Consider the following 17,837-nt stretch of genomic DNA (forward strand, 5'->3'; position numbering starts at 1 on the left):
CCTGCTTTATATTCAGTGATCATGACGTTGTCATAAGATCACTCGCTCTTATAGACAATAGCGAGCGAATAAGCTGCTTACCGTCGCGGCTGTTGGCTTACCATGTTGCCAATCGCCGTTTTCCACTCCACTACCTGCAATGTCCATGTGTACATATGGTAAAGGTAGCTCAGAATCGCAGCCATGTTTGTCCAAACCACCTACAATGGCCAAAAATGCCATTGGGAACTGGTGGCCACGCGCTGTTACCGCTGAAGGTGCATTGTTACTAGACAGCACATCATCAGCCAAAGTGCGCGGCTGTACGAAGTCATAATCTTCTCTGCGGCTGCGAGATACTTCCGCACAATCTGCCCAGATATCTCCTTGATCAGCGATCAGACGCGATACTGAGTTTGCACGTGCTGGACCATTTTCAACAAGTGCACTATATGGGCCCATCGCTCTTGCTGCATGGCCGGTAAGTGTAGCAACGGTGAATAGTTCAGGGTTTACCTCAGATTTAGCCAAATCTTTCATTTCACTGAGTAAATCACCCATTGCTAAACGCCCTTCAGCATCGGTGTTACCGATACGTACACGCACACCTTCACGGGTTTCGATAATTTCATCCGGAACAAAGCAATCAGAGCCAATAGAGTTTCTAACGACCGCTAGATAAGCAATCACCTTCACACCTTTTGGTTGATATTCGGCCACTGACTTCATAAACCCAGCCACAGATGCAGCACCACCTTTGTCACGACTCATACCAGCCATAAAACCGCCAACTTTTAAGTCTGCTCCACCAGTATCGTAAACAAGGCCCTTACCTACAAACATTAAAGTGCGCTCAATATCGCCTTCAGGTACATATTCCATTTTTACAACACGCGGGTGATGACGTTCCACAGCATACGACGCACGCGCAACCGTGCTCAACATTGGGTATTCTTTATCGATGGCCGTGATGTCGGAAATAACTTCTACCTTAACTGAGGTATTCTCAAATAAAGACACACAGTAGTCGGCAAAACGAGGGGGGGCCATACGCTCAGGTTCAGTGCCACATAAATCACGCGCAGCATATTGACCCGCAGCAATCGCATTTAGCTGTGAACACAGAGCGTCGTCAGCACCAACAAGATAAATGCTTTCTACTGGCTCAATTTGCGCACCGCGATACTCTCGTGCTTCCAAAGGCTGCCAAAGTGCTTGGCACATTCCCAAAAATGCAACCTGTAAGGCGTTTTGATAACGTTCGTCATTCGGTACACCCGCCAACACCACAACAGGCTTTACAGCACCAGCCGCTTTGGCTTGTGCAATGGCCGCTTGACCAGCAGCGAAGAAACGACGCACATCATCGTAATCACGATTTAGAGGTCCGGTCGGCGCTAAAATTAAACGTTGGCCCGGAACTTGAGGCGCCAACAAGACATTTGCCTGTGTTGCCAAACGTGCATCTACGGCCAAATAAGGCGCAGCTGCCTCATTGAGCTGTTTATCGCCTAAATCACTTACATCTGAAGTAATGACGATTAAGGCATCAGCGTCACTTTGCTGCCAATTTGATGCTGGCAATGAGAGAGGAAAAGACATAAAAAGGCCCTTGTTCTTGTAATTTAAGGGCCAATTATCGGTTATTTATTTGCAAGAGCCAAGTTAGCTTGTCGATTCTTCACTGTCCGTAGCCGCTTCCGGTGTACTTTTGAGTTTACTGACCACACTCCAAGCTTCTAACATCACTAAAACACTCACGACCAATACGACGATATCTAATCCAACTAGTAGCCAATTGCCTTTTTCGTAGTACTCTCCCAATTTAATCAAGCCCGCGAAAAATGCCATTAAGATCACAAATATCATTGGAATAAGCGTAAATTTGGCTGGTCGGCCCAACTTGATAAGGTAAACAGAGATCACCAACAAGGTTTGGCTTGCCAAAATTTGGTTCGTCGAGCCAAACAACGGCCAAATTATCATGCCACCACTGCCCGAAGCCCCGCCTGCACCAAATGCAAGTAATAAGCAACACCCCACAGCAACTAAGGTGGCGACAATGCCATTTTTTAGTACTGGTAACTTATAGATATCACCCCACTCTTGGATGATATAACGCTGTAAACGCACACCTGAGTCCATAGTCGTGCCCGCAAACAAAACGACCATAACAGCTAATAAAGTAGATGCGATTTCAGCGGATAGCCCCCACCCTGTGCTGATTAAATTAGATCCGCCTTGAATAAATGCGCCAACAGATCCTGCACCAAGATGACTATATATTTCGTGCCATTCTTCAGGCGATACCGCCAACATAACCCCGCTCACAGCCACTAAAGTAATGAGCGCCAACGAACCTTCACCAACTGCTCCTAAATACCCGACAAAACGACCATCAGTTTCTTTATTTAACTGCTTTGAGCTGGTGCCTGACGATACGATGCCATGGAAACCAGAGACAGCACCACAGGCAATGGTGACAAAGAGCAAAGGAATAATGCTTGGCGTGTCGATAGCCGTTTGCGTATTAAATGCAGGTGCCGTTATGTCTGGCATCACAACAAAAACTGCACCATATAGCAGTACCAACCCAACCAACAATTGCATGCCATTAATAAAGTCTCGAGGTTGTAATAGCATCCAAACAGGTAACAAAGACGCAACAGCCGCATAAACAAATAAGATTAATATCCAACTGGCTTTATCAGTTAAGCCAAATACCTCACTGGGAAGCGCAATAGGCATACCGCTGCCTGCATAAATTGTCGCATACAGCACCACTACACCTACTAAGCACAACGGGATCAGTGGCACTTTTCGTTTTAACAACTGGCCAATAATCAAAGCCACAACAATGGCCGACCAAGCAGGGAAAACAGCATTGGGGTTAGCAACAAACGAGTTCGCGATCACAACACCAAACACCGCATTAACCATTAAGAGTACTAAAAATACCACAATCATAAATAGCGAACGGGTGCGCTTGCCAATGACAGTTTCAGATAATGCCCCCATTGACTTGCCTTTGTGGCGAGCACTAGCCCAAAGTGCGCCCATATCATGGACGCCAGCAAAAAAGATGGTACCAATTACCACCCAAAGTACAGCTGGAACCCATCCCCAATAGACTGCAATAGCAGGACCAACTATGGGCGCAGCACCAGCCACTGAAGTAAAATGATGACCCCACAACACCACTTTATTGGTTGGAACATAATCAACCCCATCATTGAGTTCATGGGCAGGTGTGACGAAGTTATCGTCCATTTTGAAAATTTTGGTTGCGATAAACTTAGAGTATACAAACCAGCCAAACAGCATACCTAAAATACCGAACAACACTATCATGATCGATTGCACGAGATGTCCTCTGTGTTATTTTTGTATTAACATTACTCTAACACGGAAACATGCAAATTCAGTTATATTTTAGTCGCACAACCCCTAACACATATAAAGTTTATCTTGTGATCTCAATTAAATAGACCCATTTGTACCTGATTGCTCGGCGCATCACCTAAACCAATTTGCACCCCCACCAGCCGCACAGGTTTATTGCCATAGCGCGCCACAGCCTGCTCCAATAAAGTACACAAAATATCTTTGTCAATTTGATGACATTGACATTCCTTGGTGGTTTGAGAAAAGTCGTAAAACTTTACTTTAACCCCTAACTTTGTAAAGGCGCGCTCCGTTTGATATCTAGCACTTCTACGAGTAAGTTCAGGGATAAGCTTGTCACATAAAATAGCCTTTAACTGCGCTAAATCTTTAATGTCCTTCTCAAAAGTTGTTTCAACCCCTACCGACTTACGCACTCGCTCAGTCTCTACACCCCGATCATCAACACCTTGGCAGCGCCGCCATAATACATTGCCAAATTTACCAAAACGTTGAGCCATTTCATCTTGGCTCAGTGCTTTGATATCACGGCCAGTAACAAGTCCACATGCCAACAACTTTTCATGTGTCACTTTACCAACCCCGGGGATCTTTCTCAGCGGTAATTCATCGATAAAGTCATCTACCTGAGTAGGTGTGATCACACACTGGCCGTTGGGTTTATTTTCATCACTGGCTATTTTGGCTAAAAATTTGATCGGCGCAACGCCAGCTGAGGCTGTCAGCCCTGTTTCATTATAAATATCTGTGCGGATCTGTTGCGCGATCAAGGTGGCGCTGCCTTGACAAACCTCACACTCAGTAACGTCTAAGTAGGCTTCATCCAAAGACAAAGGCTCTATCAAATGGGTGTAGCGCGCAAATATTTGCCGGATTTGTTGAGAGACTTCTTTGTAAACTTGCATGCGCCCCGGAACAATGACCAATTGAGGACAAAGCTGTTTGGCTTTGTAGTTAGACATCGCGGATCGCACACCAAATTCACGTGCAATATAATTCGCGGTACTTAATACCCCGCGATGGCTATTGCCACCAATTGCCATGGGTACTTTAGCGAGTGCGGGGTTATCACGCATTTCTACCGCAGCATAAAAACAATCCATATCAATATGGATAAATTTCCTCACCGATACGCCCCTTACAAATACTGTTTACTTATACAGTATAGTGGCAGTTTTCTAGCCATTTGTCTATTGCTTCAATGACTACGATTTATGAACATCGCTTTTTAGGCCAGACTCGAGCGCTAACGCATAGCAGTACATAACAAACGCATACATCGCGTATACAGTCAGCCCTCTGCGCTTTGCAACCGTTAAGAAGAGCCCCCCAGCTGGTTTTTTGATATATAACAAATGCGATATAGCGCCTCAAAAGTATCGGTAGCTAAATACAAGGCACATAAAGACTTCAAAGATATAGAAGTACGTATTCCAAAATAGACTTATTTGATAACAAACCACCGAGCAATTGGACTCTTTCAGCCAATAAGCAATCCAAAAAATAGAACTACGAAGCCTAAATTATCAATTAAATCAAAAATAACGTAATGATCCATTTCTCAATAAACCTAACAATCGTCTACATCCAAAAACTTAGGTACAATAATTTATCAAACAAATACATCCAATCATTTGTTTACAATAAAGGCACAGTTGCTAATTTTAATAACTCAGTGTAAACAAACCTCAGCAGAATAAGTAGAAATGCTCTACACTGCTGTTAGTGAATTTGTATGTATCTAACGACTACATCTTAGCTGTTTAAACCTGTTCGATTTTGCAAGGAGTATCTATGAAGTACAGCCAATTAGGCCACTCATCACTAAAGGTTTCACGAGTTTGTTTAGGTAGTATGACTTGGGGGCTGCAAAACAATCAGCACGATGCTGATGAGCAAATCAACTACGCACTAAGTCAAGGGATCAACTTTATAGACACCGCAGAGATGTACGCAGTACCCCCGTCGCCAGATACCTATGGTAAAACCGAATTGATCATAGGTGACTGGATTAAACGCCATGAAGAAAAACGCCAAGAAGTTATTTTGGCGACAAAAATAGCAGGTGCGGGACTCGGTTGGATAAGAGAGGGCAAACCTATCGATAAAAGCGCAGTCATCAACGCTGTTGAACAATCATTACAACGACTGCAAACAGATTACATCGACGTATACCAATTACATTGGCCAAATCGCACATCACCACATTTTGGCAAACACTGGCACGGCATGTTAGACCTACACGCTGTCAGCAAAGCACAGCAGCTAGACGAAATGAGTAATATCCTCGAAGGCTTAAAAGTCTGTCAAGATCAAGGAAAGATACGTCATTGGGGGCTTTCTAACGAAACGCCATGGGGGATCAATACTTACTTACATTTGTGTGAGCAGCACGGCATAGAGCGACCAGTTTCCATTCAAAACGAATTCAATTTACTTCATGAGAAAGACTGGCCTTACTTATTAGAAAACTGCGTCAATGAGGACATCGCCTATTTGCCTTGGTCTCCACTTGCTGGTGGATTGCTATCAGGTAAATACTTAGGTGGTGCAAGGCCTGAAGGCAGTCGTTGGACCTTAATGCAGCGCAACGGGCTGTTTAGAGATACCCAATACTCACAACAGGCGACCGCTGCATATCAAGAAGTTGCACATGAACACCACCTCAGTACAGCACAGCTTGCTTTAGCCTGGTGTGATCAGGTAGATGGCGTTACTTCAACCATCATCGGGGCTACCTCAATGGCACAACTGAAAGAAAACATCAGTGCTTTTGACAAACCGCTTCCTCCTGAAGCGTTGGCAGAAATAGACACCATTTTAAAAACTTACCCAGTTCCATTTTAAGCTGACCCACAGATTAGAATGCAAATATGGTAAACTCACCAAATTTGCATTCTCAAATAACGACGTATTTATGAAACAACTCAATAGCAAGCCTATCGTGCCCCTGCCTGGCAGCCACTTTATTAGACATGCCGTGCGCGCAATTGTAACCAGGGGAGAAGAAATTTTGCTTCTTTATACAGCGCGATATGATGATTACACACTACCTGGCGGTGGTGTTGATGAGGGTGAAGAGATTGAAGTCGCGTTAAGCCGAGAATTACTAGAAGAGACCGGTGCAGAGTCAATAACGCACATTTCACCATTTGGTATATATGAAGAGTATCAAAGCTGGTACAAACCAGATTTCGATAATGTGCATATTATTTCACACTGCTTTGTCGTTGATATTTGTGGCTCTTTCACTGAACCTCAGATGGAATCCTACGAGCAAGCAAATGGTATGCGACCAGTTTGGTTGCCGATTAAAGATGCAATTTCGCACAATCGTGAAACACTGGCTAATAGCAACAAAAAAGGACAGTCGATATATAGAGAGCTGGCGATATTAGAAACTGTTGCAAAAGAAATTATGGGCCTGAACATTGACTAATGAAATGCTTCCCCTGTTGGCAGAATATTCAGGGGAAATCGCTCTCAATTGGAAAAATGTTCAGTGTATTTAAAAACGCTTTATTTGCCAGAAGCTATTGTAAGGCCTACTTTGAAAAAGAAGTTGGATGGTGGAATATCTATTCGCCCCCTTTAATTCCCATAGGCACCATCACTGTGTAAACAATCGAACAATAAGGACCTTTAATAAAATTAGCTCCCGACCACACACCTTCAAGGAAGCACTCTAAAGCCTGCAATTTACAGTGCTACCGAGCGCTCATAACGAACGTGATTAGCATATACCACAAGCTAAATCTAAAAATGAATTTACATGGATTTCACTTGGGAATTAATGTAATAAAAATGTAAAATAACTAGCTGTTACACAGCTATGAATAAGTGGTTGGACAAATAATTTCAATAAATTTCACTGCGTATTGGTAATTTTATAATTCTGTTCTAAGTTTTGATGATAGGAATATCAAAGCTAAGGAGTAGACTATGACCATTCGTCACACTTTCATTTTACTTTCTTCTCTTGTCATGATTGCACTGTTTTGTATGGTGGGCGTGCTTTGGTATGAAACGACTCACATCGCCAATTTGGGGCAAAAGTTGGCCACTAGCAAAGAGATCAGCAACGACCTTTTGATGCTAAGACGCCATGAGAAAGATTTTTTACTTAGAAAACAGCAAAAGTACGTCGACAAGTTTGATGCTCGGATCAAGCTAATGCGCAACAACATGACCATATTGAGTCGTCAGCTCCCCAGTCATTTACAACAGGCTTTGGTAGTGGCTGAAAGAGATCTGAGTAGCTACGAGTCAAACCTACGAAACTTAGTCGCGCTAGATAAAAAGATAGGTCTCTCACCGAGCCAAGGGCTGCGCGGTGAATTTAATCACGCCGAAGTTGCCTTGCACGAATCCCTGACCAATATTGGCGATATTACCGCGATGAGTAAAGCATTGCGATTAGTGCTACTTGAAAATGACTTCCAAACAAACCTCAATATGTCTACCAAAAACGAAGTCACTCAGCAGTTAGCAGTCATGAAGGTTTACTTTAATGATCAATTTAGCGCTGGGCAAAATGACCTGACGCTGTTTGAAAATACTGCGCGAGCGCTGACTGTAGCGCTGGTAGAGCGCGGCCTCGATGCCAGTTCAGGCTTACGTGGTGAGTTGCGTTCAAGCATTCACAAGGTAGAAGGCACCATGAATAAACTCTCTGGTGACATAGAGATGGGGATCAGCAATGAGCTTATTTCTGCGCAACACCAAGGCATGATGCTAGCAGGAATACTCACAGCAATAATTGCAGGACTTTTGCTTTGGAAGGGGTCGCATATCGTCAAAAGATTAAAAGCGGCCAATGCCAATATGGCAACCATTAGTCATGGCGAAGGGGATTTAACCCATCATATCAATTTGACTGGTCGCGATGAGGTGACGGAGTTTGCAGGATCGGTCAATCAGTTCATAGATACAACCGCTGATATAGTAAGAGAAATCAAACACACTGGTGAGACCGTCGAACATGGTGCACACCAATCCGTCGAAGTGACAAAACGCTCCCAACAAGCTATTGAAGAGCAAAAAAACAATACACACGCCGTTAAAGTTGCCGTCAGTGAACTGGTACAAGCGGTGTCACTTATCGCCGAAAATAGTGTGGCTGTGCAAAACAACGTCAATGAAGCAGATGAAAACATGGCCCGAGGCTCAGATATTATGCACAGAGCCCATCATAACATGTCTGAGCTAACCGGACATATCAATGAAAACAGTAAACTGATGCATCAACTTTCTTCAGCGAGCAGCGAGATTGAGAGTGTCACATCGGTTATTCGTGGGATCACTGAGCAAACAAACTTATTGGCATTAAATGCCGCTATTGAAGCAGCCCGCGCCGGTGAAAGTGGACGTGGGTTTGCGGTGGTCGCTGATGAGGTTCGCACACTGGCCAAACGCACCCAAAATTCAACAGTAGAAATTGAACGCATGATCCATGGTCTGCAAAGCCTAGTACATGACTCTGAGCAAGCCATGCAAACCAGCTTAGAACTAAGCGAACAAATGTATGAAGGCATTACAGAAGCACAGCAAAGCATGGACGATAATAAACAAGCCATGGATAAAATACGCGACATGGTCATTCAAATAGCTGGTGCGACTGAAGAGCAAATGGCGACAGTTCAAGGCGTTGAAAATGCTGCCGCAAACATTTCAGTGTCAGCAGAGCAGCTTTACGTCGACTCTTGCCAAAACTGTAAAAATTGCGAAGCGCTGGAATATGACGCACATAAGATGCAAGAAGATGTATCCAGATTTAAAGTCTAATCAAGCTACTCACCTCTAACCCTCAAAAGCGCTTTTATTTTTCGCAAAAGCGCTTTTGAGATCAAAGTAAAACACTTATCTGCTCGAAATCTCATACAAACATGTTACAGTCATGATCCAGCACATAATTTGGTATTGGTAAATCAAAGGAGTACGCATGAGTGTTAGACGTATAGGCCAGTTTTTTAACCCTAAATCAGTGGCTGTTATTGGTGCTTCCAACAACCCCAATCGTGCTGGTAATGTCGTAATGAAAAACCTACTCCAAGGCGGCTTTAAAGGTCCTATTATGCCAGTCACACCAAAGTACACTGCGGTACATGGCGTGCTCGCCTATCAGGATATAGAGTGCCTCCCTTGCATACCTGACTTGGCCATTATTTGTACTAACAAAAACACTTTATGCCAACTAATTCAAGCGCTGGGTTCCAGAGGCTGTAAACATGCCATTATCGTTGCTGCCGGTTTAAGTAACACTGAAAAGCACACTTTGCACAGTACTGCACAGCAATCTGAGGTGACTCTTTTGGGAAGTAACAGCCTAGGGTTGATCCTGCCGCACATCGGACTCAATGCAAGCTTTTCGCATACGGTCGCCACACCTGGAAAGCTCGCTTTTGTATCTCAATCAGCTGCTGTGTGCTCAACGATTTTAGATTGGGCGCAAACTAAACACATTGGCTTTTCTCACTTTATTTCTGTAGGCGACTGTCTAGATATCGATTTCGATGAGCTGCTCGATTACTTGGCAAGAGACAGCAAAACATCTGCGGTCTTACTGTACATAGACAATATCAAAGACGTGCGCAGGTTTATATCCGCCGCGCGAGCAGCCGCTTTTAACAAACCCGTCATCGCCATCAAAACTGGCCGCACAATCGCCGGCGCACGCGCCGCCTACCACCATACTGGCGGGAAAACTTCCGACGATGCGGTGTACGATGCAATGTTTCAACGTGCGGGCATGCTAAGAGTAAATGATTTAAGAGAGCTATTTGCGGCCACTCAGACGCTCGCATTGCACCCAAAACTGCTTAAAGTGGAACAACTGACTATATTAACAAATGGCGGTGGACCGGGGATCATGGCCGTTGATACCCTGTTAATGCGCTCAGGAAAGCTTACTAAACTCAGTGAAAAAACAGTCAGTGCTCTCAATGAGATCGTGCCTCAATCCTCGCAAACGGATAATCCTGTCGACATTTTTGGCGACTCGTCACCTAAACGGTATCAACGTGCATTAGAAGTACTTTTAAAGGCTGATGAGGTCAAAAACTTGTTGATTATTCATACACCGTCTGCACTTGCGCCAAGCTCGGCCTATGCCAAAATCATTGCTCAAACACTTGAAAAAATTCCCAAAATGGCAAGGCCCTTTGTTATGACGAATTTTATGGGCGAAGAAGCCGCCCGTTCAGCGAGAGATATCTGTGTACTGAGTAACATACCAACCTATCGCACTCCTGAAGGCGCAGTCAGTGCATTTATGCATCTAATTACGTATCGCAGAAACCAAAAGCATTTGACCCAAACACCTGAATCTATCATTCAAGATGAACTTATCAATAGCAAAGGGGCCAAACAGCAAATCAATGGTTATTTGCGCGCCAACCATCAATATCTATCCACCCACTCGGCTAGCCAGATCCTCTCTTGCTATGGCATTGATTGTATTCATACCGAAGTTGCACTTACGCCCAGCGAAGCAAAAGAGCAAGCTGAAGAGATAGGGTTCCCTGTCGCATTAAAACTGATCAGCGCTGCGATCCCTTCTAAATCTGAAGTGGGCGGCGTCGTGCTCAATTTGAATGATGGCAATGAAGTCGAGCAAACCGCATTTTCAATGCTACTGCGGATCAAAAAAACCTACCCAGACGCTGAGATTGAAGGGTTTTCTCTACAAAAAATGGCATCCAGAGCTGGCACTCAAGAACTGCGTATTGCAATAAAAACCGAACCTGATGTAGGGCCAGTTATCTTACTAGGCGAAGCGGGAACAGGGTTAAACTTCTCTCAAGCTGCCGTAGCGCTCCCGCCCTTAAACATGAATCTAGCAAAATATTTAATCGCAGCTGCCCATGACAAAGGTGTGTTAAAAGAGCGCACACTGCCTGACAAAGTCGACAAGTATCGCTTATGTGCCCTTCTCACTAGGGTGTCACAAATGATTGTTGAACAACCTGATATTCAAAGCCTAGAGCTCAACCCTATTTTAGCAAGCTCAGGTCAATTTCTAGTGCTGGATGCCCAGATAGGGCTCTCGCCATACCAGCCCAAAGCACACCGTAAGCGTTTAGCAATTAAGCCATACCCCAAAGAACTAGAACGAGTATTAACCCTAAAAAATGGCCAAGAAGTGATTCTTAGACCAATTAAACCAGAGGATGAGCGCAATCACCAAGAGTTTGACCAATCGCTCACTAAAGAGGACAGGTATAATCGTTTTTTTGGCCAATTGCCACAATTTACCCACGACCAACTCGCGAAAATGACGCAAATAGACTACGACCGTGAAATGGCCTTTATCATTAGTGAACGCTACAAAAGCGCCTTTCGTACTTTAGGGGTTTCTCGGGTTTTAATGGATCCAGATAATATTCAAGCTGAGTTTTCTGTAATAGTACGCTCTGATTCACAAGGCCTTGGTTTAGGTAAATTGTTGATGAATGCGGCGATAGATTACTGTAGAGAAAAGGGCGTAGAAAATATTGAAGGGATCACGCTATTTGAAAATACCGGCATGATCAATTTGGCCAAACACCTTGGCTTCAATGTAAAAAGAGACTTTGAAGAAGGTGCAGCTATTATGACTTTACCACTTCAAAATAACAGTTAGTGATTGCAAGACATGAGTTTAACACTGAGACAAAAAACGGCGGCAATACTAGAAGGCAGTGGAAAATATCGGAAAATAGCCCACAGCTTAGATATATTTTTAATCGCACTCATTATTTTTAATGTGGTCGCTATCGTTCTTGAATCAGTGCCTGAACTCGCCGCGCAGTATTACCTCACGTTTTTTTATATTGAGGTCATTTCCGTGGGTATTTTTTGTGTTGAGTATTTGCTTCGACTGTGGTGCTGTGTTGATAAACTCAACTTCAAAGATGACACAAAAAGCCACTTTATAATTCGCTTGCGCTATATTCGCTCTCCTTTGGCCGTCATTGACTTAGTCGCCATCTTACCAACTTTGCTCATGGTATTTTTCACTTTCGATTTGCGATTCTTACGTGTTGTACGATTAATGCGCATTTTTAAACTCACCCGCTACTCACGTGCCATGCAATTACTTTTAGCTGCATTTAAGGAAGAAGCCAGCTCACTCATGGCAGCATTTTTTATTATGTCTTTGGTGTTAATCGTCGCGTCGTGCGGTATTTACTTAATCGAGCATGATGTCCAACCTGACAAATTTGGATCAATTCCTGCTGCCATGTGGTGGGCTATGGCAACGTTGACCACCGTTGGTTATGGGGATGTCGTGCCCATTACGCCACTTGGACGATTTTTTGGCGGAGTGATAACCTTGCTCAGTATGGGCATGGTTGCGATCCCAACCGGGCTGCTCGCATCTAGTTTTGCAGACCAGCTACGCAAGCGCCGGGACGCATTTCATGAAGCCGTATTACACGCCTTGGTCGACGGAAAGCTCGATGATACAGAAGCTGAGCACCTCGAAGCCCTAAGAGTGGAATTGGGCCTCAGCGCAACAGAGGCTCACCAAGCGATTAAATTGATGACCTCTGAACGCTCCCACAGCCTTTATTGCAGACATTGTGGAGAAAAGCTCTAGCTATCAAACATTTCTTGCCAAGTATTCTCCATCAAATGCGCGATCATATCGCCAGGTAAAGGTGGGCTAAATAAAAACCCTTGAAAACGTTCGCAGCCTAGCATGCGCAGAAACTTTAATTGCTCTATGTTTTCTACATCTTGCGCAACACAGTATTTACCCAAGCTGTGCGCAAGAGACAAAGTGGAGTGAATAATGCTTTCGTGGTCCTTGTTTTTACCAATATCGACGATAAATCCACCATCAATCTTCAAGGTACTTACCGGAAATTGGGTAAGATACATCAAAGATGAGTACCCTGTACCAAAATCGTCCATGTATAAACGGCAACCAAGTGTTTTGAGCAAGTGCATACGCTCTATGGAGTCGGCGACATTTTCCATCATTACCGATTCGGAGATTTCGAACACCAAACAACTCGCAGGCAAATTGGTTTTCTCAAGCGCATGCTGCACATGGTGAACCAAACCTTCATAATGCAAAGCCTGCGCCGATAAGTTGACTGATATGTAAAGATCTGGCCAAGTTAAATGCCACACTTTTAGTTCTATCAAAGCGCGTTCTATCGTCTGCAATATCAAATCTATACCCAATCCTGTTTTCTCAGCAGCTGCCGAGAATTCTTGTGCACTCACTCTGTTATCGTCAGGCCAGTGCAACAACACTTCAAAACCTTCGATATGACCTCGAGTCGCATTGAGTATCGGCTGATAATAATTGCACAGCAATTCATCTTTATGGATTGCGTTTAAACATCGTTCGATTTCAATATGCCGCTTTGCTTGTTGATTGATATCTTGGTGATAATATTGAAAGTGGCTATTCGGACTCTTTTTAGCATGGCTTAACGCAATTTCTGCTGCCTGATTGAGCTCAAAAGCATCTGATGCGTCATTGGGAAATAATGCAATTCCGACAAATACATCTATCTCTACTTGCTGTTCATGCACTCGTATTCCCTCTTCAAACCGAGCCATCAAGCAATGTACGTACTGAGTCACAGCATCAACTGAGTCCAAGTGTTCCATCAAGATATAAAAGTCTTTTTCTTGGCCAATTGCTAAACTGTCAACTTCTCTAAAGCAACATTGCAGTGTTGTCGCGGCCTGTTGAATAATAGCTAATACAAAATCCTCACCAAATGTATCAGCCAAACGTTGCAACTTACCAAATTTTATTGCCAATATTGCTAATGAGTGTTCCGTTCCTCCAATTTGCTCTATCCCATGTTGCACTCTGTCCATAAACAACACTTTGTTGGGCAGTTTAGTCAGTGCATCGTAATTGGCTAATTGGTAAAGCTCTTTCTCTGTGCGTTTTTGCTTGCTGATGTCGGTGAGGACAATAATATAGTTTTGCCCCAATGTTGAGGTGATCTTTACCAGCACATGCCTAACCTCACCGCTCGGCAAACGCAAAACCTCTTCAGCGCTATGATATTCCTCTTCAGACAACTTACTCATGGTGCGCAGATAATGCATCCTAACATGACGCTCTAAACCTAGACTCACACTGGTACTGGATAATGGGTTGGCTTCAACGGAGAACGCATCCTGAAGCGCTTTGTTACATGCCAATATACGAAAACGCTTATCGAAAATCATAACCCAGTCACGGGTTTGCTCAAAAGCCTCGCCAAAGAGTGCTGCTCGCTCTTCAAATACACGTTCACGAGTTAAGTTTGTGTATGTACCAGCTACACGCATAGGTACCGCCTCTCGCCACGCCATAACTTTGCCGTAGTCTTTGTACCAGCGCCATTGTCCTACGCGATTTCTTAGGCGGTATGTGCAATCAATATACCCCTTTGCGGTCGAGACAAATTCTAGCCACTCGATTCGAAAAAGCGCGCGATCTTGTGGGTGAATAAGCTCCAAATAGTCATCTAGATTAATGTAGTCATTTTTGTATCCAAGTTCATTTACTAACCTTGGCTGGTAGACCAAATTTGACCCAGATTGCCAATCCCACACACCTGAGTTACTGCCTTCCAACGCCATTTTAAGACGTGTTTCACTATTTCTGGTCTCTTTATGGGCTTCCATTAATAGTTGCGCGACTCTATTTTTCCTATGCACCCAAAGAGCAAATAGGCCACTGGCTAATATTAGATAACAGGCAAGCGCCACTGGTGAGCGCCAAATTGGATATTTAACGCGAATATTAAGCTCCGCTGGCTGAGTATAATCACCTGTTAGGGGATCTTTAGCCCATACTTTGAGACGGTATGAGCCGGGGTTTAGCTTTGGGAATACAACACGATTACTATTGCGACTTAAGATTCTTTGTTCGCCTGAAAGTTGGTATTCATAAACAATGCGTTCTTGCGCTGTAAAAGCCATTGCTGAAAATGACACCTCCAACCCAATATCATCGTGGTTCAAATCAATAGAAGAAAACGATTTTAATCCTGCGGGCTTGAGATCTCGGGACATTAAATCGACATTGGTAATATTTACACGTGTCAAAAGAGGCCGATTAGGACGATTAACTTCAGGGTCGAATATCGTGATCCCTTGCAAGGAGCCATATGCAATATGACCATTCGCCAATTTTGCCGATGAGCCACTATTAAATTCATTGCTCATCAAACCATCATTTATGGTAAACCCTTGAAGGTGAAAATTATCGGGGTCTAAACGCCATATCCCTTGATGAGAAGACATCCAGATCATACCGGCTTTATCCTGCTGCATTTCATATAGGATGAAATTGGTTACCGAAAGTGAATCAGCAGGCAGTGGCAGTGGTTTATACCCATCAGCAGTCAATCGAACCAACCCATGCGTAGCAAACGATAGCCAAAGCACATTATTTTTATCGATGGTATAACTGAGCAAGTCTACAGCCGACTGTTTATGCGCTTTTGGTACTTGATAAATCTGAGTCAGCTTTTGCCGTGTATGATTGTACCTAAATAAGCGGCCCTCACTATAAAAGACGGGCTCAGATGGATGGCTTGAAAGGGGTTCGAAAAAACCATAGCTTAAGAAAGGATCAAACTGAGCAAAGCTTGACCCCAAAGGCTCCAAAATACCGTTGTTCATATTGAACAAGTAAAAGCCTGAGTTTCCGTCTACAAAATAAAGTAACCCGGGCTCAACTAACACAGCACCTTTAACAAACCCTGCCAAGACTTCCGTTGACTCTGGGTTTTGTGCACTAGGACGAGCAACAATCTCTGTTTTGGGATCAAAAACAAACAGGCCACGATTACTGATAAGCCACAATTTATCTTGGTATGGGAATAGTTCAAATATAGAGAATTCGGGTAAAAAGCTCTCGCCCATATAACCTTGAAGGAGTGGCGTTGCTTCACGTGTTTGTGGGTCATATCGCGTTAAACCATCTCTTGTCGCAGCCCAAATATATCCTTGAAACTCAACTATTCCCCACACAGCACCATGAGAAAGCTCGCCATAAATCGAATCATTTTGTACGTTATCAAAAATATGATTATCTGGTGGTATATAAAATGCGCCGTCAGTGCGCGTAGCGGCCCAAATTCCACCGTTTTGATCTTCATTTAAATGAATAATGCTGCTATCTGAAATCGAAAATCGACTTTGTGTCAGGCGTTTATCCGGTTCAATAAGGCCTGTTTGTGGGTCAAAGCGCATTAACCCTTTGTCTGTACCAAGCAATAGGTATGCTTGCTGCTTTAACATGTGCCAAATATTAAATTCTTCTAGCACAGTTTTATATGCTGGGGTTGCCTCAAAGTCTCTTTGTAGTTCACCGATATCCAGTTCGTATAAACCAAGAACAGCGCCGACAAGCAAGGTTGAGTCATCAAGCAATAACAGTGATTTGGTGTTGAGCTGAAATGGGTGCTCTGGGTCATCGATATGTGTTAACGGCTTAAGCCTAGCACTTGGAATATGGTAGGCAAATAATCGTTCGGTCGTTGCAATATACAAAATATCTTCAAACTGCAACAACCCGCGCACAAGACTACGCTCTGTCATACCTGGAATAGGAATAACTTCGGTGATCTCTCCCGTTTCTTTGTTCAATACTGATACATTCTTAGTGCGCCCCAGCCATAATTCATTGGGGCCTTTCTCAAGCATTTGAAAAACACTATTTTGGATGTAGTCAAGTTCGGACGCAGGCGCTTTTATATACTGTCTATAATGGTCTTTTTCCGGGTGATAGCTAAACAATCCAGCTCGGCCCGAGGCTATCCATATTTTTCCTGTTGGGTCTTGATAAATCCGGTCAATTTGCATTTTATCAAGGGCTTTATTTGGGCCCATGACCTCAAGCACCTGATAACCATCATAGCGATTCAAGCCCCCTTCAGTAGATAGCCATAAATAGCCTTTTTTATCAAAGAGCAGCGTATTAACATAGCTTTGTGACAAACCTTCAGCCGGGGAGATACGAGATACTTGCGCGTTGCATACCGCGCTAAAAATGAATATCAAAAAAGTGACGATATACTTCATGTGTGAACAGTCCTTTGAAAACACATTGCGATAATTTCTCTGCCTTGATTCGTGTAATTCACAAACTTTTCCCGCAAGACTGTAGGTAAAGTCAGTTGATCAATTTCAACAAAATTGAGTTGTGAGTACAAAGGTGCAATAGTGCGATAAGCAAATGTGTAAACACATTCTTGCGACTCAATGGCACAGAGCAGCAACCGCTTCGCAACCCCTTGTCCTCGATATGCTGTAGCAACAAAAACGGTTGACAAAAAAGCATATTGTTCAACATTTTGAACTCTACAAGCTGCAATCAACTCTGATGATTTAGTAACCCATACCGTATCTTGTTTGGTTGCCCTTCCTCGTACTCTGTTAGCCTGATAAAACTTATTAACCAATGGTGTTTGGATTTCAGGCAAACGATAACAACTCAACTGCAT

The 17,837-nt window shown here is 43.6% G+C and carries 10 protein-coding genes; 5 read left to right on the top strand and 5 right to left on the bottom strand.

What is annotated here, in order from left to right; genetic code table 11:
• Positions 1–48: 48 nt before the first annotated feature.
• The 3 genes from QNM18_RS15285 to dinB all read right to left on the bottom strand — a co-directional run bounded on the left by QNM18_RS15285 (position 49) and on the right by dinB (position 4,511).
• Positions 49–1,581, bottom strand: coding sequence for a M17 family metallopeptidase (locus QNM18_RS15285; RefSeq protein ID WP_284137714.1), 1,533 nt, complete (start codon positions 1,579–1,581; stop codon positions 49–51).
• 63 nt (positions 1,582–1,644) lie between these two features.
• Positions 1,645–3,342: a carbon starvation CstA family protein gene (locus QNM18_RS15290; RefSeq protein ID WP_284137715.1), complete on the bottom strand. Its 1,698-nt coding sequence runs from the start codon at positions 3,340–3,342 to the stop codon at positions 1,645–1,647.
• A 113-nt stretch (positions 3,343–3,455) separates the two neighbouring features.
• Positions 3,456–4,511 (bottom strand): DNA polymerase IV, encoded by a 1,056-nt coding sequence (gene dinB, locus QNM18_RS15295; RefSeq protein WP_284137716.1) that lies wholly within the window; start codon positions 4,509–4,511, stop codon positions 3,456–3,458.
• A 667-nt stretch (positions 4,512–5,178) separates the two neighbouring features.
• Between dinB and QNM18_RS15300 the strand changes: the two genes are divergently transcribed.
• The 5 genes from QNM18_RS15300 (at position 5,179) to QNM18_RS15320 (ending at position 12,964) form a co-directional block, all read left to right on the top strand.
• The gene (locus QNM18_RS15300) at positions 5,179–6,231 is read left to right on the top strand and encodes an aldo/keto reductase (RefSeq protein ID WP_211012336.1); all 1,053 of its coding nucleotides are present in this window, start codon (positions 5,179–5,181) and stop codon (positions 6,229–6,231) included.
• Between the two features lie 70 nt (positions 6,232–6,301).
• Positions 6,302–6,823 (top strand): NUDIX hydrolase, encoded by a 522-nt coding sequence (locus QNM18_RS15305; protein WP_211012335.1) that lies wholly within the window; start codon positions 6,302–6,304, stop codon positions 6,821–6,823.
• A gap of 503 nt (positions 6,824–7,326) precedes the next feature.
• Positions 7,327–9,168: a methyl-accepting chemotaxis protein gene (locus tag QNM18_RS15310; protein ID WP_284137717.1), complete on the top strand. Its 1,842-nt coding sequence runs from the start codon at positions 7,327–7,329 to the stop codon at positions 9,166–9,168.
• A gap of 157 nt (positions 9,169–9,325) precedes the next feature.
• Positions 9,326–12,004: a bifunctional acetate--CoA ligase family protein/GNAT family N-acetyltransferase gene (locus QNM18_RS15315; protein ID WP_284137718.1), complete on the top strand. Its 2,679-nt coding sequence runs from the start codon at positions 9,326–9,328 to the stop codon at positions 12,002–12,004.
• 12 nt (positions 12,005–12,016) lie between these two features.
• Positions 12,017–12,964: an ion transporter gene (locus QNM18_RS15320; RefSeq protein WP_211012332.1), complete on the top strand. Its 948-nt coding sequence runs from the start codon at positions 12,017–12,019 to the stop codon at positions 12,962–12,964.
• Here QNM18_RS15320 and QNM18_RS15325 read toward each other — a convergent pair.
• Both QNM18_RS15325 and QNM18_RS15330 read right to left on the bottom strand, forming a co-directional pair.
• Positions 12,961–17,415: an EAL domain-containing protein gene (locus tag QNM18_RS15325; RefSeq protein ID WP_284137719.1), complete on the bottom strand. Its 4,455-nt coding sequence runs from the start codon at positions 17,413–17,415 to the stop codon at positions 12,961–12,963. The genes QNM18_RS15320 and QNM18_RS15325 overlap by 4 nt on opposite strands.
• Positions 17,412–17,837: a GNAT family N-acetyltransferase gene (locus QNM18_RS15330; protein ID WP_284137720.1), complete on the bottom strand. Its 426-nt coding sequence runs from the start codon at positions 17,835–17,837 to the stop codon at positions 17,412–17,414. The genes QNM18_RS15325 and QNM18_RS15330 overlap by 4 nt, the downstream gene beginning before the upstream one ends.

It is taken from the genome of Pseudoalteromonas obscura (assembly GCF_030135505.1).
Classification (GTDB): domain Bacteria; phylum Pseudomonadota; class Gammaproteobacteria; order Enterobacterales; family Alteromonadaceae; genus Pseudoalteromonas; species Pseudoalteromonas obscura.

Excerpts from the sequence above, each read along its gene's own strand:
- QNM18_RS15315 (WP_284137718.1), top strand. The coding sequence starts at position 9,326 with ATGAGTGTTAGACGTATAGGCCAGTTTTTTAACCCTAAATCAGTGGCT.
- QNM18_RS15320 (WP_211012332.1), top strand. The coding sequence starts at position 12,017 with ATGAGTTTAACACTGAGACAAAAAACGGCGGCAATACTAGAAGGCAGT.
- QNM18_RS15330 (WP_284137720.1), bottom strand. The coding sequence starts at position 17,837 with ATGCAGTTGAGTTGTTATCGTTTGCCTGAAATCCAAACACCATTGGTT.
- QNM18_RS15305 (WP_211012335.1), top strand. The coding sequence starts at position 6,302 with ATGAAACAACTCAATAGCAAGCCTATCGTGCCCCTGCCTGGCAGCCAC.
- QNM18_RS15300 (WP_211012336.1), top strand. The coding sequence starts at position 5,179 with ATGAAGTACAGCCAATTAGGCCACTCATCACTAAAGGTTTCACGAGTT.
- QNM18_RS15325 (WP_284137719.1), bottom strand. The coding sequence starts at position 17,415 with ATGAAGTATATCGTCACTTTTTTGATATTCATTTTTAGCGCGGTATGC.
- QNM18_RS15310 (WP_284137717.1), top strand. The coding sequence starts at position 7,327 with ATGACCATTCGTCACACTTTCATTTTACTTTCTTCTCTTGTCATGATT.
- QNM18_RS15285 (WP_284137714.1), bottom strand. The coding sequence starts at position 1,581 with ATGTCTTTTCCTCTCTCATTGCCAGCATCAAATTGGCAGCAAAGTGAC.